General features: G+C 69.7%; 23 protein-coding genes. 13 read left to right on the forward strand and 10 right to left on the reverse strand.

The features are described 5' to 3' along the window. Nucleotides 1–158 precede the first annotated feature (158 nt). Together ACFYO0_RS16310 and ACFYO0_RS16315 are read left to right on the forward strand one after the other, a co-directional pair. On the forward strand, nt 159–3632 hold the full coding sequence (locus ACFYO0_RS16310; RefSeq protein ID WP_388675638.1) for a DNA polymerase III subunit alpha: 3474 nt from the start codon (nt 159–161) through the stop codon (nt 3630–3632). After that, nucleotides 3629–4606 carry a hypothetical protein gene (locus ACFYO0_RS16315; RefSeq protein WP_388675640.1) on the forward strand — a complete coding sequence of 326 codons (978 nt, stop codon included), beginning with the start codon at nt 3629–3631 and terminating at the stop codon, nt 4604–4606. Before ACFYO0_RS16310 ends, ACFYO0_RS16315 begins: the two co-directional genes overlap by 4 nt. Nucleotides 4607–4623: 17 nt before the next feature. Here the strand turns inward: ACFYO0_RS16315 and ACFYO0_RS16320 are convergent, their stop codons facing one another. Further along, nucleotides 4624–4998, reverse strand: coding sequence for a cupin domain-containing protein (locus tag ACFYO0_RS16320; protein WP_388675642.1), 375 nt, complete (start codon nt 4996–4998; stop codon nt 4624–4626). Between the two features lie 94 nt (nt 4999–5092). On the opposite strand from ACFYO0_RS16320, the gene ACFYO0_RS16325 reads away from it, so the two are divergent. Together ACFYO0_RS16325 and ACFYO0_RS16330 are read left to right on the forward strand one after the other, a co-directional pair. Then, complete coding sequence (locus ACFYO0_RS16325) at nt 5093–5539, forward strand: MarR family winged helix-turn-helix transcriptional regulator (protein WP_388675645.1); 447 nt, start codon at nt 5093–5095, stop codon at nt 5537–5539. A gap of 173 nt (nt 5540–5712) precedes the next feature. Next, a complete protein-coding gene (locus ACFYO0_RS16330) occupies nt 5713–6573 on the forward strand; it encodes an esterase/lipase family protein (protein WP_388675647.1) in 861 nt (286 codons plus the stop codon). On the opposite strand, the gene ACFYO0_RS16335 is transcribed toward ACFYO0_RS16330, so the two are convergent. Together ACFYO0_RS16335 and ACFYO0_RS16340 are read right to left on the reverse strand one after the other, a co-directional pair. Beyond that, nucleotides 6570–7244, reverse strand: a complete 675-nt coding sequence (locus ACFYO0_RS16335; RefSeq protein WP_388675649.1) for a response regulator — start codon at nt 7242–7244, stop codon at nt 6570–6572. The genes ACFYO0_RS16330 and ACFYO0_RS16335 overlap by 4 nt on opposite strands. Beyond that, the gene (locus tag ACFYO0_RS16340) at nt 7241–8926 is read right to left on the reverse strand and encodes an ATP-binding protein (RefSeq protein WP_388675652.1); all 1686 of its coding nucleotides are present in this window, start codon (nt 8924–8926) and stop codon (nt 7241–7243) included. The genes ACFYO0_RS16335 and ACFYO0_RS16340 overlap by 4 nt, the downstream gene beginning before the upstream one ends. A 97-nt stretch (nt 8927–9023) precedes the next feature. Here ACFYO0_RS16340 and ACFYO0_RS16345 point away from each other — a divergent pair, with 97 nt between their 5' ends. From ACFYO0_RS16345 to ACFYO0_RS16370, 6 genes are all read left to right on the forward strand, one after another. Next, nucleotides 9024–10034, forward strand: a complete 1011-nt coding sequence (locus ACFYO0_RS16345; RefSeq protein WP_388675655.1) for a Bug family tripartite tricarboxylate transporter substrate binding protein — start codon at nt 9024–9026, stop codon at nt 10032–10034. Beyond that, a complete protein-coding gene (locus ACFYO0_RS16350) occupies nt 10031–10564 on the forward strand; it encodes a tripartite tricarboxylate transporter TctB family protein (RefSeq protein ID WP_388675657.1) in 534 nt (177 codons plus the stop codon). The genes ACFYO0_RS16345 and ACFYO0_RS16350 overlap by 4 nt, the downstream gene beginning before the upstream one ends. Then, nucleotides 10564–12063, forward strand: coding sequence for a tripartite tricarboxylate transporter permease (locus ACFYO0_RS16355; RefSeq protein WP_388675660.1), 1500 nt, complete (start codon nt 10564–10566; stop codon nt 12061–12063). The genes ACFYO0_RS16350 and ACFYO0_RS16355 overlap by 1 nt, the downstream gene beginning before the upstream one ends. A gap of 17 nt (nt 12064–12080) precedes the next feature. After that, entirely contained in the window at nt 12081–12476 is a 396-nt protein-coding gene (locus ACFYO0_RS16360; protein WP_386344225.1) for a universal stress protein, read from the forward strand. A 157-nt stretch (nt 12477–12633) separates the two neighbouring features. Further along, complete coding sequence (locus tag ACFYO0_RS16365; protein ID WP_388675663.1) at nt 12634–13788, forward strand: DUF475 domain-containing protein; 1155 nt, start codon at nt 12634–12636, stop codon at nt 13786–13788. Between the two features lie 106 nt (nt 13789–13894). Further along, nucleotides 13895–14380, forward strand: coding sequence for a GNAT family N-acetyltransferase (locus ACFYO0_RS16370; protein WP_388675665.1), 486 nt, complete (start codon nt 13895–13897; stop codon nt 14378–14380). Between the two features lie 44 nt (nt 14381–14424). On the opposite strand, the gene ACFYO0_RS16375 is transcribed toward ACFYO0_RS16370, so the two are convergent. Next, nucleotides 14425–14559 carry a hypothetical protein gene (locus ACFYO0_RS16375; protein WP_388675667.1) on the reverse strand — a complete coding sequence of 45 codons (135 nt, stop codon included), beginning with the start codon at nt 14557–14559 and terminating at the stop codon, nt 14425–14427. Nucleotides 14560–14733: 174 nt separating this feature from the next. On the opposite strand from ACFYO0_RS16375, the gene ACFYO0_RS16380 reads away from it, so the two are divergent. Beyond that, the gene (locus ACFYO0_RS16380) at nt 14734–15348 is read left to right on the forward strand and encodes a class I SAM-dependent methyltransferase (RefSeq protein ID WP_388675669.1); all 615 of its coding nucleotides are present in this window, start codon (nt 14734–14736) and stop codon (nt 15346–15348) included. Nucleotides 15349–15368: 20 nt separating this feature from the next. On the opposite strand, the gene ACFYO0_RS16385 is transcribed toward ACFYO0_RS16380, so the two are convergent. Both ACFYO0_RS16385 and ACFYO0_RS16390 read right to left on the reverse strand, forming a co-directional pair. After that, nucleotides 15369–15869 (reverse strand): DUF402 domain-containing protein, encoded by a 501-nt coding sequence (locus ACFYO0_RS16385; RefSeq protein WP_388675672.1) that lies wholly within the window; start codon nt 15867–15869, stop codon nt 15369–15371. Continuing rightward, complete coding sequence (locus tag ACFYO0_RS16390; protein WP_388675675.1) at nt 15850–16770, reverse strand: GNAT family N-acetyltransferase; 921 nt, start codon at nt 16768–16770, stop codon at nt 15850–15852. Before ACFYO0_RS16390 ends, ACFYO0_RS16385 begins: the two co-directional genes overlap by 20 nt. Before the next feature lie 69 nt (nt 16771–16839). Between ACFYO0_RS16390 and ACFYO0_RS16395 the strand changes: the two genes are divergently transcribed. Next, nucleotides 16840–17220, forward strand: coding sequence for a GntR family transcriptional regulator (locus tag ACFYO0_RS16395; protein WP_388675677.1), 381 nt, complete (start codon nt 16840–16842; stop codon nt 17218–17220). A 140-nt stretch (nt 17221–17360) separates the two neighbouring features. Here the strand turns inward: ACFYO0_RS16395 and ACFYO0_RS16400 are convergent, their stop codons facing one another. Together ACFYO0_RS16400 and ACFYO0_RS16405 are read right to left on the reverse strand one after the other, a co-directional pair. Then, nucleotides 17361–18131, reverse strand: a complete 771-nt coding sequence (locus ACFYO0_RS16400; RefSeq protein ID WP_388675680.1) for a DUF72 domain-containing protein — start codon at nt 18129–18131, stop codon at nt 17361–17363. 39 nt (nt 18132–18170) lie between these two features. After that, a complete protein-coding gene (locus ACFYO0_RS16405; RefSeq protein WP_388675683.1) occupies nt 18171–19265 on the reverse strand; it encodes a DUF5925 domain-containing protein in 1095 nt (364 codons plus the stop codon). A 164-nt stretch (nt 19266–19429) separates the two neighbouring features. Here ACFYO0_RS16405 and ACFYO0_RS16410 point away from each other — a divergent pair, with 164 nt between their 5' ends. Continuing rightward, nucleotides 19430–20851, forward strand: coding sequence for a xylan 1,4-beta-xylosidase (locus tag ACFYO0_RS16410; RefSeq protein WP_388675685.1), 1422 nt, complete (start codon nt 19430–19432; stop codon nt 20849–20851). Nucleotides 20852–20888: 37 nt separating this feature from the next. Here ACFYO0_RS16410 and ACFYO0_RS16415 read toward each other — a convergent pair whose 3' ends face one another. Next, nucleotides 20889–24926, reverse strand: coding sequence for a lipopolysaccharide biosynthesis protein (locus tag ACFYO0_RS16415; protein ID WP_388675688.1), 4038 nt, complete (start codon nt 24924–24926; stop codon nt 20889–20891). After that, complete coding sequence (locus tag ACFYO0_RS16420; protein WP_388675691.1) at nt 24919–25716, reverse strand: polysaccharide deacetylase family protein; 798 nt, start codon at nt 25714–25716, stop codon at nt 24919–24921. Before ACFYO0_RS16420 ends, ACFYO0_RS16415 begins: the two co-directional genes overlap by 8 nt. Nucleotides 25717–25787 lie beyond the last annotated feature (71 nt).

The raw sequence follows: 25787 nt of genomic DNA on the forward strand, positions 1-25787 counted from the left end.
GCAAGTGGGAGGGGCTTGGACGGCTCCCGGAAGGAGCCCGGGCCAATCTCAGACGGATATCGCACACTCGTTCGAGTAATTGGTCTATGGTGGGGGTGAGGGAGCAGGAACGAATGTTCGAGGGCTGGTGTGGGAGCCCCTGGAGAGTGGAGGTGCGCGTGCCGGACTTCACGCATCTGCACACCGTCTCCGGGTTCTCGCTGCGCTATGGGGCCTCCCACCCGGAGCGGCTGGCCGCACGTGCCTCCGAACGCGGCATGGACGCCCTCGCGCTCACCGACCGGGACACCCTCGCGGGTACGGTCCGGTTCGCCAAGGCCTGCGCCGCCGCCGGTGTACGTCCGCTGTTCGGGGCGGAGCTCGCGGTGGCTCCGCCGGAGGGGAGTACGGGGCGGGCGCGGCGGCGCACTCCTGTACGCGGCGGTGCCTTCATCGACGAATCGACACCTCGCGTGACCTTCCTTGCCCAGGACGGCGCCCTCGGCTGGGCCGAACTGTGCAGGATCGTTACGGCCTCGCATGCGGGCGACGGCGACACGGGCACGCCCCTGCTGCCCTGGGCGGACAACCACGCCGAGGGGCTGACCGTACTGCTCGGCCCCGCCTCCGACGTGGGCCGCGCGCTCGCCGCCGGCCGCCCCGACCGGGCCGCGAAGCTCCTCGCGCCCTGGCGGGAGATCTACGGTGACGCCCTGCGCCTCGAAGCCGTCTGCCACGGACGCGAAGGCACCGGGCCCGGTTCGCTGCGCCTGGCCGCCCGCACCGTCGGCTTCGCCGCCGAGCAGCGGGTGCGCCCGGTGCTCAGCAACGCCGTCCGATACGCCGACCCGGGCATGGGCCCGGTCGCCGACGTACTGGACGCCGCCCGCCGCCTCGTACCCGTCGACCCTCGCAAGCTGGACAGCGGCGAGGCCTGGCTCAAGGACGCGGGCGCCATGCACGGCCTGGCCGAACGGATCGTGGAGGCCGCGGGCTACCGCCGCGACGCCGCGTACCACCTGCTGGAACAGACCCGGGCCACGGCCGACGAATGCCTCGTCGATCCCGAGGAAGACCTCGGTATCGGCGCCGTCCACTTCCCCGAGCCGCATCTCGTCGGCGCCGACCGCCGCACCGCACAGCGCGTGCTGGCCTCGCGCGCGGCGGCGGGCATGGTGCTGCACGGCTATGACGCACGGCGCGCGTACTGGGAGCGGATGCACCAGGAACTGGACATCATCGCCCACCACAACTTCGCCACCTACTTCCTGACCGTCGCTCAAGTCGTGGACGACGTACGGAAGATGGGCATCCGAGTGGCAGCGCGCGGCTCCGGTGCCGGATCGCTCGTCAACCACCTCCTCGGCATCGCGCACGCGGATCCCGTCGAACACGGGCTACTGATGGAGCGGTTCCTTTCCAAGCGCCGCGCGGTCCTGCCCGACATCGACATCGACGTCGAGTCCGCGCGCCGGCTTGAGGTCTACCGCGCGATCATCGACCGGTTCGGCACCGAGCGCGTCGCGACCGTCGCCATGCCCGAGACCTATCGCGTACGGCACGCCATCCGTGATGTCGGCGCCGCCCTCTCCATGGACCCCGCCGACATCGACCGGATCGCCAAGTCCTTCCCGCACATCCGTGCCCGCGACGCCCGCGCGGCCCTGGACGAACTGCCCGAACTCCGTGAACTCGCGGAGGAGAAGGAGAAGTACGGCATGCTGTGGGAGCTGGTCGAAGCGCTCGACGCACTCCCGCGCGGAGTCGCCATGCACCCGTGCGGGGTGCTGCTCTCCGATGCCTCGCTCCTTTCCCGTACGCCGGTCATGCCGACCAGCGGCGAAGGGTTCCCGATGGCGCAGTTCGACAAGGACGACGTGGAGGATCTCGGGCTGCTCAAGCTCGATGTGCTGGGTGTGCGGATGCAGTCCGCGATGGCGCACGCGGTGGCGGAGGTGAGGCGGGCGACCGGTGTGCCCGTGGACCTGGACGCGGTGCCCGAGGGCGACCCGGCGACGTATGAACTCATTCAATCCACCGAGACGTTGGGCTGCTTCCAGATCGAGTCGCCGGGCCAGCGGGACCTGGTCGGCAGGCTCCAGCCGGCGAACTTCCACGACCTCGTGGTCGACATCTCGCTGTTCCGCCCCGGGCCGGTCGCCGCCGACATGGTGCGGCCGTTCATCGCGGCGCGGCACGGCCGGGCGCCGGCCCGCTATCCGCACCCGGACTTGGAGAAACCGCTGCGGGAGACGTACGGAGTCGTGGTCTTCCATGAGCAGATCATCGACATCGTGCACCTCATGACCGGCTGTGGACGCGATGAGGCCGACCAGATCCGGCGCGGCCTTTCCGACCCCGAGTCGCAGGGACGGATCCGCCTGTGGTTCGCGCGGCACGCCGCCGCGAAGGGGTACTCCACGGAAACGATCGCGCACGCCTGGGAGATCCTCGAGGCCTTCGGCTCGTACGGCTTCTGCAAGGCGCACGCTGTCGCCTTCGCCGTACCGACGTACCAGTCGGCGTGGCTCAAGGCCCATCACCCGGCCGCGTTCTACGCGGGGTTGCTCACGCACGACCCCGGGATGTATCCGAAACGACTGCTGCTCGCGGACGCGCGGCGGCGAGGTGTGCCGATCCTGCCGTTGGACGTGAACCGGTCGGCGGTCGCCCACCGTATCGAACTGGTGTGCAGTGAAGAAGGTTTGCCGGACCGGTGGGGCGTCCGGCTGGCCCTCTCCGACGTGCACGGCATCAGTGAGGCCGAGGCGGCGCGGATCGCGGACGGGCAGCCGTACGCCTCCCTGCTCGACTTCTGGGAGCGGGCCCGGCCGAGCAGGCCGATCTCCCAGAGGCTCGCGCAGGTCGGCGCGTTGGACGCGTTCGGGGCCAACCGCCGTGATCTGCAATTGCACCTGGCCGAGCTGCACCGGGGCGCGCGCGGCGGGCGCGGGGCTCAACTCCCCTTGTCCGGTGGCCGGAACACCGCCTCCGCCGGGCTGCCCGACCTTGACGACGCGGAGAAGCTCAGTGCCGAGCTGGGGGTGCTCTCCATGGACGCCTCGCGCAATCTGATGGACGACCACCGGGAGTTCCTGGAGGAGCTGGGCGTGGTCACGGCGCGCCGGTTGCGGGAGGCGCGGCACGGCGAGACGGTCCTGGTCGCGGGCGCCAAGGCGGCCACCCAGACTCCGCCGATCCGCTCCGGCAAGCGGGTCATCTTCAGCACGCTGGATGACGGCACCGGTCTTGTCGACCTCGCCTTCTTCGACGACTCCCACGACGCCTGCGCTCACACCGTCTTCCATTCCTGGCTCCTGCTCGTACGCGGTGTGGTCCAGCGCCGCGGACCGCGCAGCCTCAGCGTGGTCGGTTCGGCGGTCTGGAACCTCGCCGATCTGGTGGAACTGCGGCATGAGGAGGGGCTGGACGGGGTGGCACTGCGACTGGCCGAGCCGAGCGGGGATGCCGGGGTGGCGGGGGAGGCAGGGGTTTCCGACGGCTCTCGGGGCGAGGGAGATTCGACGGGCGACCGGCGAATCCATATGCCCACGGGATACGAAATGCATCCGTGGGCGGATCTGCGCCCGGCGGGCGAAGGGCCCGCGAGCGGAAGGAAGTTGTGGCACCAGAGTCCGGGGAGTGCGGGATGACCATCCTCTGCGTACGTTTTCAGCTGAGTCCGGTGTACGAGGCGGCCCTGCCCCAACTCCTCGGAATGCTCGAGGAGTTCACCCCTGTCGTCGAGGCACTGCCACCCGACGGTGCGCTGCTGGACCTGCGGGGTGCCGAGCGGTACTTCGGGCGGGACGTGGTGGGACTGGCCTCGCTGATACGGGTGCGGGCGCTCGCCTGGTACGGGGTGGAGTGTGCGATCGGGGCCGGGCCCGGGCCGATGCTCGCCCGTATGGCGCTGCGCGGGACCAGGCCGGGGGAGACCCGCGTGGTGCCCGAAGAGCCCGGCGCCCGCGCGGAGTTCCTGGACGAACAGCCGGTCGCGGCGCTCCCCGGAGTCGGCGCCGCCACCGCCCGCACCCTGTGCGAGTACGGCCTCGACACCGTCGGCAAGGTCGCCGCCGCGCCCCTGTCGACCCTGCAACGGCTCACCAGTGCCCGTACCGGCCGCGAACTGCGCGAGAAGGCGCAGGGCATCGACCGCGGCCGGGTCGTGCCCAACGCCGTCTCCCGCTCCCTCGCCGCCGAACGCCCCTTCCCCCGCGACGAGTTGGACCCCTCCCGGCACCGGCGCGCCCTGCTCTCCGCCACCGAGGAACTGGGCGCCCGGCTGCGCGCCCTGGAGAAGGTGTGCCGCACCCTCACCCTCACCGTGCGCTACGCCGACCGCTCCATGACCACCCGCAGCCGTACGCTCCCCGAGCCGACCGCCCACTCCCCGGCGCTCACCGACACCGCGTACCGCATGTACGAGGCGCTCGGTCTCCAGCGCGCCCGGGTTCGCGCGATCGCCCTGCGCGCAGAGGGCCTGGCTCCCGCCGACCAGGCCTCCCACCAGCTCACCTTCGACGCGCTGGACGAGAAGGCCCGCCGTATCGAGGAGGTGGCGGACCAGGCGCGCGCGAAGTTCGGGCCACGGGCGGTGATTCCGGGATCGCTGGCCTTAGCGTAAGTCCTCTTGCGGAGCGGTTAGTTGGCCCAGGGCGGAGTGATCCGGCTACCGTCGGCCAGCTCCGCCTCCAGGCCGATCGAGGTGGTGACCCAGGAGATCGCGACCTCGGCGGTCGGATTCTCGACGCCCAGGGTCGCCCCGGGGTTGATGATCAAGGTGTCGCCCGCGGTGATGCGTTCGGTGCGGCCGTCGAGGGTGATGAGGAGTTCGCCTTCGAGCAGGTGGAAGATCTCCTCGCGGTTGACTGTGTGCACGGGGGCTTGGGTCCCGGCGGGGATCTCGCCCCGCCAGGCGCAGAGTTCCTTGCTGCCGGTGCGGGGAGTGGCGTACGAGATGAATCGGGCGCCGTGGATCTCGTGGGTCACGGCTTCGGACGAGCGGACTACGGGCATGGCGGCCTCCGACCGGAAGATGGTCAAGTTAGTTGACTAGGTGGCCTTATGGTCAAGCAGCTTGACCAATCCGTCAAGGTGTTTCAATGCATGCGTGCAGAACTCCGAGGCCATGGCCCTGTCCGCCGCCCTGCTCGCCGTCGCCGGCGAACTCACGCAGCGCATCCACGATGGGGTCGAAGCCCGCGGCTTCGAAGGGCTGCGGCCCGCGCACGGGTTCGCCTTCACCCGGCTTGCCCCGGATGGCGCGACGGTCACCGAGCTCGCCGCCCATCTGGGGGTGACGAAGCAGGCCGCTAGTCAGCTCGTCGACGAGATCGTGCGCAAGGGGTACGCCGAGCGGTGGCCCCATCCGGATGACGCGCGCGCCCGGCTGGTCGTGCTGACCGAGCAGGGGTGGGCCTGCACGCGGGCCGCGGAGGAAGCGGCGGCAGAGGCTGTGCGGCCGTGGGTCGAGCTGCTCGGCGAACGTGAAGTCCGGGCGCTGTGGGAGCGGTTGGTGCGTATCGCGCCCTCTGGACCCATCAAGCCTGTTTGGTGACGGTTCGTCAGTTCGCGTCAGTGTAGTCGTCGGCTACCACTGGAAGTTTTTGCTGACGCGTACTTCACAGTTGCACTACTCGATCGTAACTTGACAAGTGAACAGCATCCTCGTGATCCGGATCACAGGGCGTACGTCGTCGCAACTCCCTTGAGCCGCAAGGAGATCACTCGATGCTGCCCTGGAAGCGAGTGGCCAGATCGCTGGCCGCGCTGCTGCTGACCGCCGCCGTCCTCGTCACCCCCGCCGCCACCGCACAGGCAAAGGCCGCCCCCAGCTCGGGCTGGAACAACTACTCCTGCAAGCCCTCCGCCGCCCACCCGCGCCCCGTCGTCCTCGTCCACGGCACCTTCGGGAACTCCGTCGACAACTGGCTGGCCCTCGCGCCGTATCTGAAGAAGCGCGGCTACTGCGTCTTCTCGCTCGACTACGGCCAACTCCCCGGCGTCCCCCTCTTTCACGGCCTCGGCCCGATCGACAAGTCGGCAGAGCAACTCCAAGCCTTCGTCGACAAGGTGCTCACCGCGACCGGCGCCGCCGAGACCGACCTCGTCGGCCACTCACAGGGCGGCCTGATGCCCCGCTACTACCTGAAGTTCCTCGGGGGAGCCGCCAAGGTGAAGGCCCTCGTCGGCCTCGGGCCCAGCAACCACGGCACCACCCTGAACGGCCTCGCCAACCTGCTGCCCTACTTCCCCGGCGCGGGCGACCTGCTGTCCAAAACCACGCCGTCCCTCGCCGAGCAGACGGCCGGCTCCGCCTTCCTGGCCAAGCTGAACGCGGGTGGCGACACGGTGCCGGGCGTCGACTACACGGTCATCGCCACCAAGTACGACGAGGTGGTCACGCCGTACCGTTCGCAGTTCCTCGACGGCCCGAACGTACGCAATGTCCTGCTTCAGGACCTGTGCGCGGTCGACCTCTCCGAGCATGTGGCGATCGGCCTCTTCGACCGCATCGCCCACCACGAGGTGGCCAACGCCCTCGATCCGGCGCACGCCAAGCCGACCACCTGCGCTTCTGTATTGGGCTAGGCCTGCCACTGATAGCGGCGCTCGGGCCGGCCCGCGTGCCCGTAGCGCAGCGACACCTCGGCCCGGTCCGTGACGGCGAGGTGCTCGAGGTAGCGGCGCGCGCTGACACGGGAGATACCGACCCGGGTCGCGCACTCGGCCGCGGACAAGGTTCCTTCCGCTGTGCGCAGTGCGCGTTCGACCAGTTCCGCGGTCTCCACGCTCATCCCCTTCGGCAGCGTGGGTGTCCGAGCCGGCGCCGTCACCCGGCCCAGCGCCCGGTCCACGTCGGCCTGCCCGCTGACCACGGCGGCGTGCAGGTTGCCGCGCCGGGCGCTGTAGCGCTCCAGTCGCTCCTTGAGGTCGTCGGCGTCGAACGGTTTCAGCAGGTAGTCGACCACGCCTTGGCGGACGGCGCCCCTGACGGCCTCTGCCTCGCGGGCGGCGCTGATTACCAGCACATCGCAGTCATGGCCCGCCGTCCGCAGCCGGGGAATGACATCCAGACCGAACATGTCGGGCAGATAGAGATCGAGCAGGACCAGGTCGGGCTGCAACTCGGCGACGGCGGCGAGCGCCTGCTCCCCGCAGTTCACCGTTCCGACCACACGGAAGCCCTCGACACCGTCGACGAATCCGCGGTGGATCCGCGCCACCATGAAATCGTCCTCGACAACCAGTACGTCGATCACCGGACTTCCTCCGTCTCGCGATCGGACAACTGCCCCACGGACATCCGGGCCGTGAACATGGCGCCCTGCTTTGTATTGGCCACCGACACCTCGCCGCCTCTGCGCGTGCAGACCAGCCGGGTGAGCGCCAAGCCGATACCCCGGTCGCCGCCCTGTGCGGCCTTCGTGGTGAAGCCGTGGGAGAACACCTCCTGCGCGAGCTCGGGAGCCACGCCGGGGCCCGAGTCGCGTACCACGATCTCCACGCTCGAGGCGTCCTGGCGCAGCTCGACCTCCACCCAGGCGTCGTCCTCGTGTTCCGAGGCCGAGGCCCAGGCCGCAGCCGCGTCGAGGGCGTTGTCGACGAGATTGCCGAGCACCGTCGCCACGTCCGCGGCATCCATCGGCTCCAGCCTCTCCAGCGCCGTGAGCTCCGAGATCCGCAGCTGGACCTTGCGCTCCGCCGCGAGCGCGGACTTGGCCATGAGCAGTGCGGCGACGGCCCGGTCGCGGACCCGGCTGGTGAGGGTCAGATCGAGGGACTCACGGTGCTTCCGCAGGGCCCGGACATAGCGCACGACCTCGTCGTGCTCGCCGATCTGTATGAGTCCGGAGATGGTGTGCAGCTGGTTGGAGAACTCGTGGGCCTGCGCACGAAGCAGTTCGGTGCTGCTGCGGAACGAGCCCAGTTCGCGTTCGAGCTGGGCCAGCTCGGTACGGTCCCGAAGGGTCGTCACCGAGCCCAGCCGACGGCCGTCCTTGGTGACGTCCATCCGGTTCATCACCAGCACCCGGCCGCGGCGTACGACCACCTCGTCGCGCCGCTCAGTGCCGTGTTCGGCGGCGTGTTCGGCGCCTTGCTCACCGCTGGTCCCGGCCAGTACGTCGTACAGCCTGCCCGCGACCCCCAGATCGCCCAGGCTCATTCCGACGCAGTCCTCCGGAAGCTCCAGCAGTCTGCGGCCGACCTCGTTGACCAGGGTGATCCGTAGGTGTGGGTCGAGCGCGACCACGCCCTCGGCGATACCGAACAGCATCGCCTCGCGGTGCTCGGCGAGACCGGCGATCTCGCGGGGTTCGAGGCCGAAGGTCTGGCGCTTGATCCGCCGGGCCAGCAGCCAGGACCCGGCCACCCCGAGCACGCTCGCGATGCCGAGGTAGGTGAGCAGATACGACGAGGCGCCGCTCAGCCGCTGCCAGACCGTCGGTGAGGCCCGTCCGACCATGACCGTGCCGAGAAGCTCGCCGACGGGATCCGTGTTGTCACTGAGCACCGGTACCTGGGCCACCAGCTCGCGGACCCCGTCCACGGGCAGCTCCCCCGACCAGCCGCGTGCCTGCGAGACGCTCGGCCCTTCGACCGGCAGCCGTGTTCCCACCAGCGTGGGATTGGTGGCCGCGACGATCCGACCGCGGGCGTCGGCGACCGTGACGGAGGTGACGTTCGCCGGGGTGAGCTTGGTCTGGAGCAGCGGCGCGAGAGTCTCGGCGGGCGCGGGATTGACGAGCTGAGTGCGCATGAGTGGGTTTCCGGCCAGTTCCTCGGCGAGGGCGGTCACCCGGCGGCCCTCGACCCGGTCGAACGTCGCCTTCGACTGCGCCAGCGAGACGGCGGCGACCGCGACGAGCACGACCACCACACCGGCGAGCTGCAATACCAGCAGCTCACCGGCGAGCGTATGGCGGCGGGACGTCACGACCACTATGAACTCAACCTTCAATGCTCACACAACGGAGACGGGCTGTCCGAGGAACCGCACAATCATGGCGCCGGACCCGCCCAAGCGAAAGAGATGAGCCATGAGAACTCGCAGAGCCGCACTTCTCGGTGCTCTTGCCACCGTGTCGATGCTCGCTGTCAGCGCCTGCGGCGCCACCGCGGACAAGAAGGAATCGGACAGCGGAGGCTCGGGCGACAAGCCTGTCACCGGGCTGCGCCTCATGGTGCCCAACACCCCTGGCGGAGGGTATGACACGACCGCCAGGACCGCCGCCCAGGTGATGCAGGACGCGAAGGTGGCGTCCAGTGTCCAGGTGTACAACCTGCCCGGGGCCGGCGGCACCGTGGGCCTGCAGCGCCTGGTGAACGAGAAGGGCAACGGCAAGCTGGCCATGCAGATGGGGCTGGGAGTCGTCGGCGCCTCGTATACCTCGAAGTCGAAGGCGACACTGACCGACACCACGCCGATCGCCAAACTGATCGAGGAGGCCGGCGCGATCGTCGTGTCGAAGGACTCCCCGTACAAGACGATCGACGACCTGGTCACCGCGTGGAAGAAGGACCCCAAGAAGGTGCCCGTGGGCGGCGGCTCCTCGCCGGGCGGCCCCGACCACCTGCTCCCGATGCAGCTGGCGAAGGCCGTCGGCATCGAGCCGAAGGACGTCAACTACGTCGGGTACGACGGCGGCGGTGAGCTGCTGCCCGCCATCCTCGGCAACAAGATCGCCTTCGGCGCCAGCGGATTCGGCGAGTTCCTCGACCAGATCGAGGCGGGACAGGTGCGGGTGCTGGCGGTGACCAGCGAGAAGCCGATCGACGCCGTGAAGGACGCTCCCACCCTCAAGGACTCCGGGATCGACCTGGTCTTCACCAACTGGCGCGGCATCGTCGCCCCTCCGGGGATCACCGACGAGCAGAAGAAGACCTGGATCGACGCCCTGACCAAGATGCACGACTCCGAGCAGTGGAAGGCCGAGCTGACCAAGCGCGGCTGGACGGACGCCTTCGTCACGGGTGACGAGTTCGGCACCTACCTGAAGGACCAGGACAAGGCCGTCGCCGACCTGCTGGCAGAGCTCGGTCTGGCATGAGCTCCGAGCTGAACGAACGGACGGTGGAGGACACCCGTCCGCCCCGGGGTGGGGACCGCGCACAGTACGGTGTGTGCGCGTTCCTCGCCCTGCTGGGCACGGCCGTCATCGTGGACGGGCTCGGGATAGCGCACGTCACCAGCAGCACCGACCCGGTCGGGCCGCGCACGGTGCCGGTGCTCCTGGGTGTGCTGCTCCTGGTGGTCGCGGTGCTGTACGCGCTCGACGTGGCCCGCGGCGGCCACGGTGAGCCGGAGGCCGGCGAGGACGTCGACCTGTCCACGGGCAGCGACTGGCGCACGGTGCTGATGCTGATCGCAGCTTTCGTGGTGAACGCGGTGCTGATCGAACCGCTCGGCTGGGTGATCAGCGGCACGCTGCTCTTCTGGGGCACCGCCTTCGCCCTCGGGAACCGGCACTACGTCCGCAATCTGCTGATCGCGGTGACGCTGTCCCTCACCACGTTCTACGCCTTCGCGATCGGGCTCGGCGTCAACCTCCCGGCCGGTGTGCTGCAAGGGATCCTGTGATGGACAACCTGAACAATCTCATGCAGGGCTTCTCGGACGTCATGGATCCGATGAACCTGCTGCTGGCGTTGATCGGCGTCCTCGTCGGCACCGCTGTGGGTGTGCTGCCGGGCATCGGCCCGGCGATGACGGTGGCCCTGCTGCTGCCGATCACCTATGGCATGGAGCCGGTGCAGGCGTTCATCATGTTCGCGGGCATCTTCTACGGCGGCATGTACGGCGGCTCGACCACCTCCATCCTGCTGAACACCCCCGGGGAGTCGTCCTCGGTGGTGACGGCCATCGAGGGCAACAAGATGGCCAAGGCCGGCCGGGCCGCGCAGGCGCTCGCCACTGCCGCGATCGGTTCCTTCGTGGCGGGCACGATCGGCACCCTGCTGCTGGTGCTGGTCACCCCGATCGTGGTGGACTTCGCGGTCAGTCTGGGTGCCCCGGACTACTTCGCCCTGATGCTGCTCTCGTTCATAGCGGTCACGTCGGTGCTGGGCTCGTCACGCGTCCGGGGCCTGGTCTCGCTGCTGCTGGGCCTGACCATCGGCCTGGTCGGCATCGACGCGGTGTCCGGACAGCAACGGCTCACCCTGGGCGTCCCCCAGCTCGCCGACGGGATCGACGTGGTCGTCGTGGCCGTCGGAATCTTCGCCGTCGGCGAGGCGCTGTGGGTGGCCGCGCATCTGCGGCGCAGGCCCGCCGAGATCATCCCGGTCGGCAGGCCGTGGATGGGCAAGAAGGACTGGAAGCGGTCGTGGAAGCCCTGGCTGCGGGGCACGGCGTACGGTTTCCCGTTCGGTGCGCTCCCGGCAGGCGGTGCGGAGATCCCGACCTTCCTGTCGTATGCGACGGAGAAGCGGCTGACCAAGCACCCCGAGGATTTCGGCAAGGGCGCGATCGAGGGTGTGGCCGGTCCGGAGGCGGCGAACAACGCCTCCGCGGCGGGCACCCTGGTCCCGATGCTGGCCCTCGGCCTGCCGACGAACGCGACGGCCGCGGTCATGCTCGCGGCGTTCCAGGGGTACGGCATCCAGCCCGGGCCGCTGCTGTTCGACCGTGAGGCGAGCCTCGTCTGGGTGCTGATCGCCAGCCTGTTCGTCGGCAATCTGCTGCTGCTCCTGCTGAATCTGCCGCTCGCGCCCGCCTGGGCGAAGCTGCTGCGGATTCCGCGCCCCTATCTCTACGCGGGAATCCTGTTCTTCGCGTCGATGGGTGCGTACGCCGTCAACGCGCAGCCCCTGGACCTGTTCGTGCTGCTGGCGCTGGGCCTCCTCGGGTTCGCGATGCGGCGGTTCGGCCTGCCGGTGCTGCCGCTGATCGTCGGCGTCATCCTCGGTCCGCGAGCCGAGCTGCAGGGACGGCGCTCCCTGCAACTGTCGGGCGGCGAACTGTCCGGGCTGATGGGCGGGCCGGTGTCCTACGTGGTCTACACGGCGATCCTGCTGGTGCTCGCCTGGCCGCTGGTCCGGCGGTTCGTCGTACGTCCCCTGCGTGAGCGAAGTGCCTGAGAGAAGGGAGAGCAGACATGACCGTACTGGTCGGATACGTACCCTCGCCCGAGGGTGAGGCCGCGCTGCGCGCGGGGATCGACGAGGCCCGCCTGCGCGGCGAGAAGATGCTGGTGGTGAACACCTCGCGCGGTGACTCCTACGCGGACCCGCGTTTCGCACAAGAGCCCGATCTGGCCCATGTCCGCGAGGACCTGGCCGCGCTGGAGATCGAGTTCGACATCCGCCAGGTGCTCGGCGGAGGCGACGCCGCCGAGGAGATCATCGAACTGGCTGAGCAGGCCGATGTGTCCCTGGTGGTGATCGGGCTCCGGCGCCGAAGCGCGGTCGGCAAGCTGATCATGGGCTCCGCCGCGCAGCAGATCCTGCTCGGGGTCGGCTGCCCGGTCCTCGCCGTGAAGGCCGCTTCCTGAGCCCGGGGCCCCTGCTCCGAGCTTGCTGAGCCCGGGGCCCCTGCTCCGAGCTTCCCGAGCCCGCGGCTTCCTGAGTCCGCAGCTTCCTGAGTCCGCAGCTTCCTGAGCCCAGGGCTCTCAGCCCTCTCGGTACCCACCCTCTCCGTATGGGATAAGGATGATCTTCAGAACATTCGGCTGGTCGTTCGCCGTCACGGCGCTCGGTCTTGCCTTCGCCGCGTGGCAGTGGGGCTGGGAGGCCTTCGGGGTCGTACTGATCCTGTCGATCCTCGAGATCTCGCTGTCCTTCGACAACGCGGTCGTCAATGCCGGAATCCTGAAGAAGATGAATGCCTTCTGGCAGAGGATCTTCCTCAGCATCGGCATTCTGATCGCGGTGTTCGGTATGCGGCTGGTCTTCCCGGTCGTGATCGTCGCCATCAGCGCCGAGGTCGGCCCCATCGAGGCGGTGCAGCTCGCCCTCGAGGAACCAGGCCGATACGAGGACCTGGTCACCGACGCCCACCCGGCGATCGCGGCCTTCGGCGGTATGTTCCTGCTGATGATCTTCCTTGACTTCATCTTCGAGGACAGGGACATCAAGTGGTTCGGGTGGCTGGAGCGCCCGCTCGCCAAGCTCGGCAAGGTCGACATGCTGTCGGTCTGCGTCGCGCTCATCGTGCTGCTGCTCTCGGCGCTGACCTTCGCCACCCACGCGCACATCAGCACCGGCCACGCGGACAAGTCGGCGACGGTACTGCTCTCCGGCGTCGCCGGTCTGATCACCTATCTCGTGGTCGGCGGTCTCTCCGGATACTTCGAGGACAGGCTGGAGGAAGAGGAGGAACACGAACACGAGGAGGAGGAGAAGGCAAGGGCCGAGGGCAGGCCGGTCTCAGCGGTTGCCCTCGCCGGCAAGGCCGCGTTCTTCCTCTTCCTGTACCTCGAGGTCCTGGACGCGTCCTTCTCCTTCGACGGTGTGATCGGCGCCTTCGCCATCACCAACCACATTTTCTGGATGGCGCTCGGCCTCGGCATCGGCGCCATGTACGTCCGGTCGCTCACGGTCTACCTGGTCCGCCAGGGCACCCTCGACGACTACGTCTACCTTGAGCACGGCGCCCACTACGCGATCGGTGCCCTCGCCGCAATCCTGCTCATCACCATCCAGCACCAGATCAGCGAGATCATCACCGGCCTGGTCGGTGTCTTCCTGATCGCGGCATCCTTCCTCTCGTCCGTCCGCCGCAACAGGTCGCTCGAGACGTCCGAAGTGAAAGTCCTGACCTCGGACGAGAAGGACGACAAGGCCGAGGCCTCATCCGGGGTGTGACGGGCCGACGACCGGGAGCCGCGAGCGACACCGCACGGTGTGGACGAATGGCTGCCGGCCGGCCACCGCTGAAGAAACGCGTCGTGCGCTGACGTAGCGTTCAGGCATGACCGCAGGTCCGACTCCTGGCACGGCCGAAGGCACGACTGACGACATCCGCCTCGCCGAAGCCGGCGACGAGCCCGCCGTGAAGGCCGTGATCGACGCGGCGTTCCAGCCCTACATCGAGCGCATCGGGCTGGCACCCGTGCCGATGGAGGCGGACCACGCGGCGAACATCGCGGCGGGGCGGGTGTACGTCACCGGGGATCCGATCGTGGGCCTCCTGGTTCTGGAGGCCCACGAGGACCATCTGTACCTCGACACCATCGCCGTCGACCCGGACGCCCACGGTCAGGGCATCGGGCGGCGGCTGCTCGCATTCGTGGACGGACGCGCGCGTGCGCTCGGACTGGCCGAGGTCCGGCTCTTCACCAACGCGAAGATGTGGGAGAACCAAAAGCTCTATCCCGGATACGGGTACGAGCTCGTGGAGCGTCGCGTGGAGGGGCCGTACGACCGGCTCCACTACCGCAAGCGGATCGCGCCCTGAGGATTCTCATCGCTTCGGCGTTGGAGACCTGGTGGCCGGACGGGTCAGCCGTCCGGCCACCAGGTGCGTTGGATGTCTTTCCGGACTTCTGGGCGCTCGGCGGTGCGTTCGTCGGCCTCTTCCCGGACACGGCGGGAGTCCGACTTCTTGAGGGGCTTCTGCAGGGTCACACGACGCATGACTGCCTCCTTGGGCCTACCGGGTATCGCGGTTGTATGGGTAGACCGTTCCCGGGAGCGTGACTCATCGATGGCCCCCTGTCTGTGGCGGCGGTCACCCTCTGGCCTGCGGTTTCAGTGGCGGTCGTCACGCTCGGGCCCGGCGCTGTCAGTGGCGGGTGTCACTCTGGGCACATGACGAGCAAAGGTGAGCGCGATACATGGGCCGACGTCGACTGGGACGCCGAGTCCGCCACCTTCGACGACGAACCGGACCACGGCCTGCGCGACCCCGCCGTGCGCGAGGCCTGGTCGGCCCGCCTTCGCGGCTGGCTGCCACGCGGCCCGTCCGACGTACTGGATCTGGGCTGCGGCACCGGCAGCCTGTCGCTCCTCGCCTCCGAGCAGCGCCACCGGGTCACGGGCGTCGACCTCTCGCCCCGCATGGTCGACCTTGCCCGCGCCAAGCTGGCCGGCCGTGACGCCGTCTTCCTCGTCGGCGACGCGGCGGCTCCGCCGGTCGGCGAGCAGCGGTTCGACGTCGTGCTCGTACGTCATGTGCTGTGGGCGTTGCCCGATCCCGAGCGCGTGCTGCGGAACTGGCGCGGGTTGCTCCGTCCCGGCGGACGGCTCGTGTTGATAGAGGGTTTGTGGGGGACGGTGAGCCCGGTGGGGATATCCGCCGACCGGCTGACCGCACTGCTGACGCCGCTGATGCGGGACGTGCGCGTGGAGCGGTTGTCGGACGAGACGTTGTTGTGGGGGCAGGAGGTGGAGGACGAGCGGTATGCGGTGGTGGCGATGGTCTGAGCTGTGCGCCGGCGCGCTGCCTAAGCGAGGAGCGCCTCGAAGTCGCCCTCGCGGGCCAGGAATTCCAGCTCGTCCAGGGCGGCCACGGCGGCAGCTGCGGCGTCGGGGTCCGTCTCCAGCAGACCGCTCTCCGCGAATTCGTCCTCGTCCAGGCGCAGTATGGTCCTGCCGTCCGCGGAGCGCCAGAGGTCCAGGTCGAGGTCCTCTACGACCAGTTCGGAGCCGGAGAGGACGGCCGGGCGGGTGATGTCGGTGTACCAGCCTTTGAGGGTGCCGGTGGAGTCGCGGACCTCCTTCACCGCGTACCAGCGGTCGCGCCAGTAGTACTCGGTGAAGATGTCGCCGGACTCGAACCGTACGAAGCCGAAGTCGCGGGCGACGTCTCCGGCCCAGGGGGCGCGGACGGTGATCCGAGTGCCGTCGTCGGCGAGCAGTTCGGCGGCGTAACGGATTTTCGTACGGCCGCCCTTGACGAGGACGACGTCCAAGTGGGCAGTGCATTCAGCCGAGTTCGCGGACATGGTGCACCTCCGTGGCGCAGATTTCGTAGCCGAACCACTTGTTGATCGCGAGCATCGGGCCGTTGCCGGCGTCGTTGCCCGTGAACGCCTCCGTGCAGCCGGCGGCTCGGGCGCGGTGCAGGGAGTCGTTCTTGGCGAGCTTGGCCAGGCCGCGGCCTCGGTGGGCGCGGGCCGTGCCGGTCATCACGGTTCCGTACCTGGTGCCGCCGTCGGTGCGGGCCGCGCTGAAGGCGGCGGGGCGTCCGTCGGCGACCACGACCGACGTGAGCTCGTGGCTGAGCAGGGGGTGGTGCCAGGTTTCGCGGAGCCAGGCCTCGTAGTCGGTGAACTCGTGCGCGATGTCGCTCGGTTCGTCCGCCAGCGTCTCGGCGTCCAGGGCGAACAGGGGGCGTGGGTCGTCCGCGAAGTCCGCGCCCGTGCGGAGCTCGACGTCCTGCGGGAGGCGGTGGCGGGGCGGCAGCGTGGCCTGCGCCAGGTCGAGGCGGAGAAACTTCGCTGAGCGGCTCGCGCGATAGCCGTGCTTTTCTGCGAAGGCGCGGTTCGCGGAGGTGTCCGTGACGAAGGCGAAGAGCTTTGCCGCGCCGACGGCGGCCAAGTGCTCCTCTGCCGTGCGCACGAGCAGGGAGCCCGCGCCTCGGCGCTCGCGCTCCGGGTGCACGTACACGTTCAGGTAGCCCTGGCCGGGCTGGGGGCTGTCGTACGCGATCCCCACCTGGGCCGTGCCGATGAGTTCGCCGTCCTCCTCGGCGACCAGGGGCCGGAAGTGGGCGTCCGGGTGGGCGTGCGCGACGTCGTAGGCGATGGACTCGGCCGTGCAGAGCATGAAGGGGAGGGCCAGCTGCCGGATCAGGGCGAAGCCCTCGGCATCTGCAGGGCGGAAGTCGCGGACGATCACTGTCATGCCGTTGACGCTACGTGGGGGCGTTGTCGGGTGCCTCTGATTTTTGCGGGGGTGCGGGACAATCGGTTCGTGACGTTGAAGATCGACATCGATGACGGTGCGGGGGTTGCGCCCTATGAGCAGGTGCGCGCCCAGATTTCCGAGCAGGCGCGGGCTGGTGTGCTGCCGGTGGGGTATCGGCTGCCGACCGTACGGGGGCTGGCCGAGTCGCTGGGGCTCGCTGCGAACACGGTTGCCAAGGCGTATCGGGCGTTGGAGTCGGATGGGGTGATTGAGACGCGGGGCCGTAACGGAACGTTTGTCGCGTCCGCGGGTTCGGCGGCTGAGCGTGAGGCGGCGTCCGCGGCTCGGGCTTATGCCGAGCGGGTCCGCCGCCTCGGGCTCGCCGAGGGGGCGGCCCTTGACGCCGTACGGGATGCGCTGCGCGCGGTTTACGGGGACCGGGAGTAGGCGCTCCGGGGGGAGGGCCGTATGACTGATGCGGGTCCGTTGCGGCTGGTCGTGCCCACGCGGCGGAGCCGCAAATTGGTACAGCCCCGCGCCCTCTGCGGGGCGCTGCTCGGAGCCGCACGCTCTCAGAGTCCCGTCCCTCACTGGGCGCTCAGTTGTCGCGGCGTTCGTGTCACCGTCAGGCCCCTCGCTCTTGCCAGTCGGGCGAAGAGCAGGGCGTCCTGGACCGCTGCTGCCTGTGGGTCGTTGTTGAAGTACGTGTAGACCTGCTGGTTGTCGGGCCAGGTGGCTGCTATGCGGTGAGTCCAGGTCGCCAGCGACTGGCGGCCGTAGTGGGGCCAGTGGTGGGCTCGGCCCACGTGGAAGCGCAGGTAGCCCCAGTCCGTGGTGCGCCATAGCGGGGTTACCGGGCGGGAGAGGACGTCGGCCCAGACCAGTGCGGCGTGCCTGGACTCCAGGATCTCGCGTACCTCGGGGGTCCACCAGGAGTCGTGGCGGGGTTCTACGGCTACCCGGGTGCCGGGTGGGAAGCAGGCCAGGCAGGTGTCGAGGAGGGCCGGGTCGGCGCGCAGCGTGGGTGGGAGCTGGAGGAGGATCGGGCCCAGGCGGTCGGCGAGGCCGGCGGCGTGGGTCATGAGGCGGTGTACCGGCTCCTCGGGGTCCCGTAGGCGCTTGATGTGGGTCAGGAAGCGGCTCGCCTTGACGGCGATGACGAAGTCCGGTGGGGTGCGGTCCCGCCAGGACTCGAAGGTCTCCCGCGACGGCAGCCGGTAGAAGGCGTTGTTGATCTCCAGAGTGGCGAACCGCGTCGCGTACTCCTCCAGCCAGAGCCGCGTGGGCAGTCCGGCCGGGTAGAGGACTCCTCGCCAGTCCCTGTACTGCCAGCCGGACGTGCCCACCAAAAGGGTCATAACCCCATCAAAGCATTAGCCGGGAAGGCTCAGCGTGGCCTACAGATACAGCCCCGCGTCCGCGCCCTCCCGAGCTCCCGGCACCGACGTCGGCGACGTGCCCCGGCGCAGGGCGTACAACTCGGCCAGCGTCGCGCCTTCGCGGCCGATCCCTTCCTCCCTGCCCAGCCAGGTCACCGACTCGCGGTGGGTCAGCGGGCCGATCTCGATGCGGGCCAGGCAGCGGCCGGGGCGGACGACTGCGGGGTGGAGGCGCTCCAGGTCCTCGTTCGTCGTCACGCCCACCAGGACGTTGCGGCCCTGGCCGAGCAGGCCGTCCGTGAGGTTGAGCAGGCGCGACAGCGCCTGACCCGCGGTGTGTTTGGCCTCGCCGCGGATCAGCTCGTCGCAGTCCTCCAGCAACAGCAGCCGCCAGCGGCTCTTGCCCGTGCCGTCCTCCTCGCCGATCGCGATGTCCATCAGATAGCCGACGTCGGAGAAGAGGCGCTCCGGGTCGAGCACGCAGTCGACCTGGCACCAGTCGCGCCAGGAACGGGCCAGGGTGCGCAGCGCCGACGTCTTGCCCGTACCGGGCGGGCCGTGCAGCAGGAGCAGGCGGCCCGCGATGTCCTCCGGCGTCGTCTTCATCAGGCGGTCCATCGCGTCCGCGACCGGTGCCGTGTAGTTCGGGCGGATCTCCTCCCACGTACCCGCCGAGATCTGCCGGGTCGTACGGTGCGGGCCGCGCCTCGGCGAGACGTACCAGAAGCCCATCGTCACGTTCTCCGGCTGCGGCTCGGGCTCGTCCTCCGCGCCGTCCGTGGCCTGGCCGAGCACCTTGGCGGCCAGCTCCTCGCTGGTCGCGGTGACCGTGACATCGGCACCGCGGTTCCAGCGCGAGATGAGCAGCGTCCAGCCGTCCCCCTCGGCGAGTGTGGAGCTGCGGTCGTCGTCGCGGGCGGACCGCAACACCGTGGCCCCCGGCGGCAACAGCGTCGCCCCGGACCGTACGCGGTCGATGTTCGCCGCGTGCGAGTGCGGCTGCTCGCCCGTCGCGAAGCGGCCGAGGAACAGCGCGTCGACGACGTCCGACGGGGAATCGCTGTCGTCGACGTTGAGCCGGATCGGCAGTGCGTCGTGTGGGTTCGCAGACATGCCGCCATGATCCGTCACGCGCGCGTCCCATGCACGCGGTTTCCGTGTCGGAGCCCGGGTGTCGGGTGTGCGCCGACCTCCTCGTGTATCCCCTCCCACCTGTTACGAGGCTGTGCACTCGAACCCATCCCAACCGGCCACCCCCGCCACTACTGTTGTCCTTGATGGGACGTCATGGGTGGAATTCGGGGGCACGGCGGTGGCGGCTCACCGCGTTGCTCGGTGTGGGCGCGGCGGCTCTGGCCCTGGTGCTGACCTTGATCAACACGCTGCCCGGGGACGGCGGAAGCGCCGCCGGTACGACCCGTGACGGCGACAAGGTGCACGGCACGCCCGCTGTTCCTCCAGGGGAGGCGGGACCGGACGTCGGCTGGGGCTTCACCCACACCCAGTTCAGCGCCGACGAGGGCAGCGGCGCGGCCACGCGGCGGGTGGCGGAGCGTCTCGGTGAGCAGCCGCTGCCGCAGATCCAGCACATCATGGGCTGGGGTGCGGACAATCCCGAGCCGGTCAAGGGGCGTTACGACTTCGAGGACATGGACCGGCGTATCGACTTCGTCCGGGAGTCGGGCGGTACTCCGGTGGTCACCCTGTGCTGCGCCCCGGACTGGATGAAGGGCGGCAAGTCCGGTACGGACAATACCAATTGGAGCCAGGAGGCCCTGGAGACCGCCCCGCGGCCCGAGCACTTCGACGACTACGCCGCGCTCGCCGCGACCGTTGCCAAGCGCTATCCGGACGTACGCCACTTCATCGTCTGGAACGAGTTCAAGGGCTTCTGGAACGACGCCGAGGCCCGCTGGGACTACGAGGGCTACACCGAGCTCTACAACCAGGTCCACAAGGCGCTCAAGGCTGTCGACGAAGACATCCAGGTCGGCGGCCCCTACCTGGTGATGGACAGCCTCGACCCGCGCCAGAAGGAAGATGCCTCGCCCACGGTGAAGGGCTCGTGGGGCGCCATGGACCAGCGGGTCCTCGACGCCTTCGACTACTGGAACAAGAACAAGGCGGGCGCGGACTTCGTCGTCGTGGACGGCTCCAGCTACACCAAGGACGACGAGCTGCTGCCCGACGAGTTCGCCGCCACCGACAAGTTCACGGCCGTCAGCCGCTGGGTGCGCGAGCGGACCGGCGATCTGCCGCTGTGGTGGGCCGAGTACTACGTCGAACCCTCCGACGCCGACGACGAGCGGGACGACTGGTCCGAGGCCCGCCGCGGCGCCGTCCAGGCCTCCGGAATGATCGCGATGGCCCGCGGCGGCACCACCTCCGCCTTCTACTGGAACCCCGAGAACGAGAAGGGCTCCGACTGCGCCGGCTGCCTGTGGACGCCCACCGACAGCGCCGACGGCGGCAGGCCCCTGCCGATGCTCGACCTCCTCTCCCGCTTCAACAGGGAGTTCCCGCCGGGCACGGAGTACGAGCAGGTGTCCATCGCCGCCGGCAGCGCGCCGAACGTACGGGTCCTCGCCGACGACAAGGCGGTCCTCGTGGTGAACACCCTGGACCGGAAGATCAGTACCGAGGTCGACGGCCAGCGGTTCGACCTGGGCGCGTACGAGGTGAAGTGGCTGGCCCGCTGAGCCACTTCACGCACCAGCCCCCTCTACGCCCGACTCCCTACGCCATCGTCAAGAACCGCTGCACCAGCGAAGCCAGCAGCACCGCCAGCAGCGGCAGGGAGAACCAGAAGCTGCTCTGAAGCCACCGCAGTTGCCGCACGCTCGGCCGGACGGCCACCCGGACCACCTCGCGGGTCGTCAGCAGCACGAGCAGTGCGATCGCCGCGAGGCCGCCCACGACCGACCACGGTGTCCAGGTCACCTGAGGACCGATGGGCCCGGGATCGGCCTTCGGGACGCTGCTGTCCGGCTGGTCGCGCAGCGCGTACACGGTCGCGTCCTCGTTGACGAAGACCTTTCGTAGTTCCTTGCGTTCGTCGAGGTTGCGGATGAGCCGGGAGTCCCAGCTCGCCGAGTAGCCCACGTCCATCTGGAGAGAGATCACCTGGCTGCGGTTGATCATGAGGAACGAGTTGGGGCCCGCGTCCTTGAGCGACTTGACCAGGCCGGACACCAGCACCGGATCGGGCGGCGCGAGCGTCGGAACGTACTCCACCCTCTCCATGTCCCTCGAGCCCCAGGGCATCGCGGGCGTCACGGTGTTGACCGGGTCGTCGCTCAGCCACAGCAGCCGCGCTGTCGGCTTGTCGTGCTCGTACACGAAGTCCATGGCCGCGATCTCGCCCGGCCGGACCCGCTCGAAGGGCTCGTTGCCCCAGCGGGCCACCAGGAAGCCGCCGACCAGGACGAGGCCCGCCATCAGGGCGGCGAGGGGAGCGAGGCTGAACTGGTCGCGCTCGCGCTCCTTCGCGGTGACCCCGGTGCGCGGGAAGAGGGCGAGTCCGGCGAGCAGGGCCGCGCCCGGCAGGGCGAACATGAAGACCCGCAGTGCCATTTCGCCGCCGTACGACTGCATGCCGAAGCCCAGGAACGGCACGAAGGTGAGGACGAGCAGCGAGCGTTCGCGGTACTTGTGGTCGCGTCGGCGCCACCAGCCCCAGCAGGCGAGGGCCATCACCGAGCCGGCGAGCGCCACGCGCGCGTACAGCACGAGTTTGTGGGTCGAACTGCCGCCCTCGATGCGGCCGGAGACCGACGACGACACATTGCCGCCGACGCCGCCGAGCCCGCCGAACAGCTCGTCGAAGTGCCCCCGCCAGTACGGCTCGGCGAGGAAACCCACCCAGACGGCGACCATCACGGCGAACAGGATGGGCAGTCCCCGCAGTTCGGAGCGGCCGACCACGACGAGGACCGCGAGGACGCCCAGCATCACGAACGGGGTGAGCTGGTGGGACGGGACAGTCGCCGCGAACAGGACGATCAACACCATGAGCAGCACGGCCCGTTGGCGCCTGTCGGTGGGCTCGACCTCCAGCTCGCCGGGTCGCCGCGTGGTCCACAGCACGCGCGGCGCCCGGAACCACACCAGCAGGATCGCCACGAAGACGATGTAGAGCAGGTACGTGAAGCCCTGCGGTGAGAAGTAGTCCTGGCCCACCCAGCCGCTGAGCACGAAGATCCACACACCGGTCCACTTGGCACGCCAGCTCGCCCGCATATGGCGTACGAGCAGGAACATCGGGGCCAGATAGAGGAGTTGCATGGCCGTCGGCCACCAGCGGATGACCTCGGTGAGGTCGTTCACCCCGCAGGCCTTCGCGACGAACGCGGCGGCCGCGAAGAAGCCCGGCCAGCTCCAGCGCGCGTCCAGGTCGGGCACGGCCGAGCCGGTCCGGTCGATGTACTCCAGGAACCCGAGGTGCTGCCAGGCCGTCGCGAACCGCGGCTCCGTCTCGATCACCGCGGGCAGCGCGTGCAGCGACACCACGGTGGCCAGCAGGGTGACCAGGAGCAGCCCGCGGTACTCGCGGTTCCGCCAGAGCAGCGAGGCGAACACCGTGACCAGCAGGGCGGCCCCGATCAGCGTGGGCACGGGCAGGACGGAGACCAGGCCGAGCCCGCCCATCCGGTCGAGATCCCGCTCGCCGAGGCCGAACACCGGCACCCAGTACAGGACGAGCGCGGCGATCAGCAGACAGCCGAGGACGACGCCTACGCGGGTGGGGCGCAGCCGCTCCCACGGGGACGGAGAAGGCGGGTCGGGGGAGGGGGAGGGGACAGGTGGCGGTTCGGGCGGCGCACCGGTCCCGCGTTTCCGGAGTACGAGCGCGGAGGTGCCGGAGGACGGTGCCTCGGCCTCCGACTCTGCCCCAGACGCGGCTGTCCCCGACTCGGCCTCCGGTTTTGCTTCGGAGGCGGCTTCGGACTCGGACTCGGGCTCTGCTTCAGCCGTGGCTTCGGAGTTGGCCCCTGCTTCGGCTTCGGGTTTCGCTTCGGCCTGTCCCAGGGAGGCCTCGCTGCCCGGTTCCCGTTCCTCGACGGGCAGGCCCAGCTCGGAGCGAGGCGCGGGGAGTTGGAGGGGTGCCCTGAGCGCCCAGGTCGGCCGGTGGTCCGGTTCGTGGTCCTGCCCGTGCTCCGGGCGTTGGTCCGGTGGGACGGGCCACTTCACCGCAGTCCCGGTGGGCGGCGTCCCCGGCCCGGGTCGTACGTCCGGCCGCCGCTCCTGGTGGTCGAAGTCGAGGTGGACGCCGAGCGCCAGGGTGTCCTGGTCGAGCCGCTGCGCCCAGGCCGGGCCGCGGCCCTTCTTCGGCTCGCCCGCGGCCGGCGCGGGGACCTCGCGGGCGCCCAGGTCCGCCAGGTCGCCGTCCGGCGGCGCATCCTCGGGCACGGCGGCGGGCGGCGCCGTACTGACGATCCGGTACAGCCTGGGCGAGGCGATCGCCACGATCACCGCGAGGGCCGCGACCTCCGCGACGCCCGCACCGGTGAGGCCCATGGTCGGAAGCAGAATGACCGTGAGGCCGAGCACCAGCACGCACAACAGGCCCTGCAGCCACGCGAGTCCGGCGGTACGGCTCTGCGCGCGCAGCACCGCGAAGTACGTCTCCATCACGACCCGCAGCACCCCGCCGACCGCGAACCAGCGCAGCAACGGGGTCGCCGCGTCCGCGTATCCCTGGCCGAACACCCCCAGGACGAACGGCGCCCCGAAGAACAGCACCCCGCCCACCGGCAGCATGATCCGCGCCATCCGGATCAGCGCGGCCCTGGTGTTCGCGGCGAGCCGAGCCGGGTCGTGCGAGCCCTCGACGGTGAGCGAGGCGCCCATGTTGATGGCCAGCAGGTTGACGGTGCCGCCGATGGTGATCGCGATGTAGAAATACGCGTTGTCGGCCGAGCTGACCTGCGCGGCGACGATCACCGGGACGAGGTAGACCACGGCGAGCGAGAACAGTGAGCCGGTGTAGTCGCCCGCGAGGAAGCGGCCGATCTCCTTCAGCGTCGGCGGCTCGGCGTGCTCCTCGGTCGCCTTCACATGCCGGGGCACCAGTCGCCGGAACACTAGCCAGCCCAACGGCAGCACGGACACCGCGATGGCCGCGACCCAGGACACGAACACGCCCATGGTGGGGATCGCGGCGGCGAACAGCACCAGCAGCACCAGTTTGACCGCCGAGAACACCGTGTTGCCCACCGGCACCCACACCGCGCTGCGCAGCCCCGTCAGCACCCCGTCCTGGAGGGTGAGCACGGACCAGGCGACCACCGCCAGCACGAACACCAGTGCGTGCAGAGGATCGTGCAGGAAGCGGTAGGAGGACCCCCACAGGCCCAGCGTCAGCAGGAACAGGCCTGCCGCCACCGCCACGACCAGTGAACTTCCCGCGTACGTACGGAAGATCAGGCGGCCGGTGCCACGTCCCGCGACCGGGATGAACCGGGCGAGGGCGCCCGTCAGCGTCACCGCCGTGAGGCCCGCGAGGAGCTTCATCGCGGCGATCGCGGCGGAGCCCTGGCCGACCGCGTCCTCGGTGTAATAGCGGGCGGCGGCCAGCCAGTAGCCGAGGCCGAGCACGGCGGAGATCCCGGTGTTGAGCATCAGGGCGTAAGCGTTCCGGAACAGCGGGCTGCCTCCGGATCCCTTGGAGCCCCTGCTCAGTCCGGGCAGCCGCAGCCGCAGCCGGCGGCCGGACTGCTTCTCGGGCGCCTCGGTCATGGGCGTGTCGGGCTGGGCTGTGGTCGTGTCAGACACGGGAACGGATGGCCTTCCGGCGGATCTGGCGTGCTCTGCGGACCATGGCGTACCCCTTGGTGAGGGCATGGTCCCTGGCGAAGGTGCGGGCGATCGCCTGGCCTTCGACCAGCCGCTCGAACTCCTCGATGCGGGTGGAGCGGCGCACGGTGACGCGTTGCAGGGCGTACGGACCCTGGCGGCGGTTCGCCAGGCGGTTGCCTACGGCGAGGGACTGGGCGAAGCCCGCCTCGCGCACCGTGCGGCGCACCCGGCGGCTGGAGTAGCCGTAGGGGTAGGCGAAAGAGGCGGGGCGGGTGCCGAGTTCGTCGGCGATGATCTCCTTGCAGCGCAGCACCTCGAACCACAGCGCCTCGTCCGTGAGCTGGTCGAGCTGCGGATGCGTATGGCTGTGGCCGCCGATCTCGACGTCCGCGTCGGCGAGTTCGCGGACCTGGTCCCAGTCGAGCATCGTGTCCAGGCCACCCCCGGTGTCGTACGAGCCGCGCAGCCAGCCCGTCGACACGAACAGCGTGGCCGCGAAGCCGTGCTTGGCGAGCACGGGCAACGCATGCCGGTGCACGCCTTCATAACCGTCGTCGAAGGTGACGAGAACGGGACGCCCGGGAAGCGGCCTTTCCGAGCGCCAACTGTCCGCCAACTGGGCGGTGTTGACCGGCGTGAACCCGAGATCGTCCAGCAGAGCCATCTGCTCGGCGAACGCCTCCGGCGCGACGGACAGGGCCCGAGTCGCCTCATTGGGAACGGTGGAGACGGCGTGGTACATGAGGATGGGCACGGGGGTGTTCATACCGAACCACCTCCGACCGCGCGGCCGCGCCCGGCGCGGGGCGTCGCCGCGCCGCGCGCCGTCATCAGCAA

Origin of the sequence: Streptomyces sp. NPDC006365, assembly GCF_042870755.1 — a bacterium.
GTDB classification, from domain to species: domain Bacteria; phylum Actinomycetota; class Actinomycetes; order Streptomycetales; family Streptomycetaceae; genus Streptomyces; species Streptomyces xiangluensis.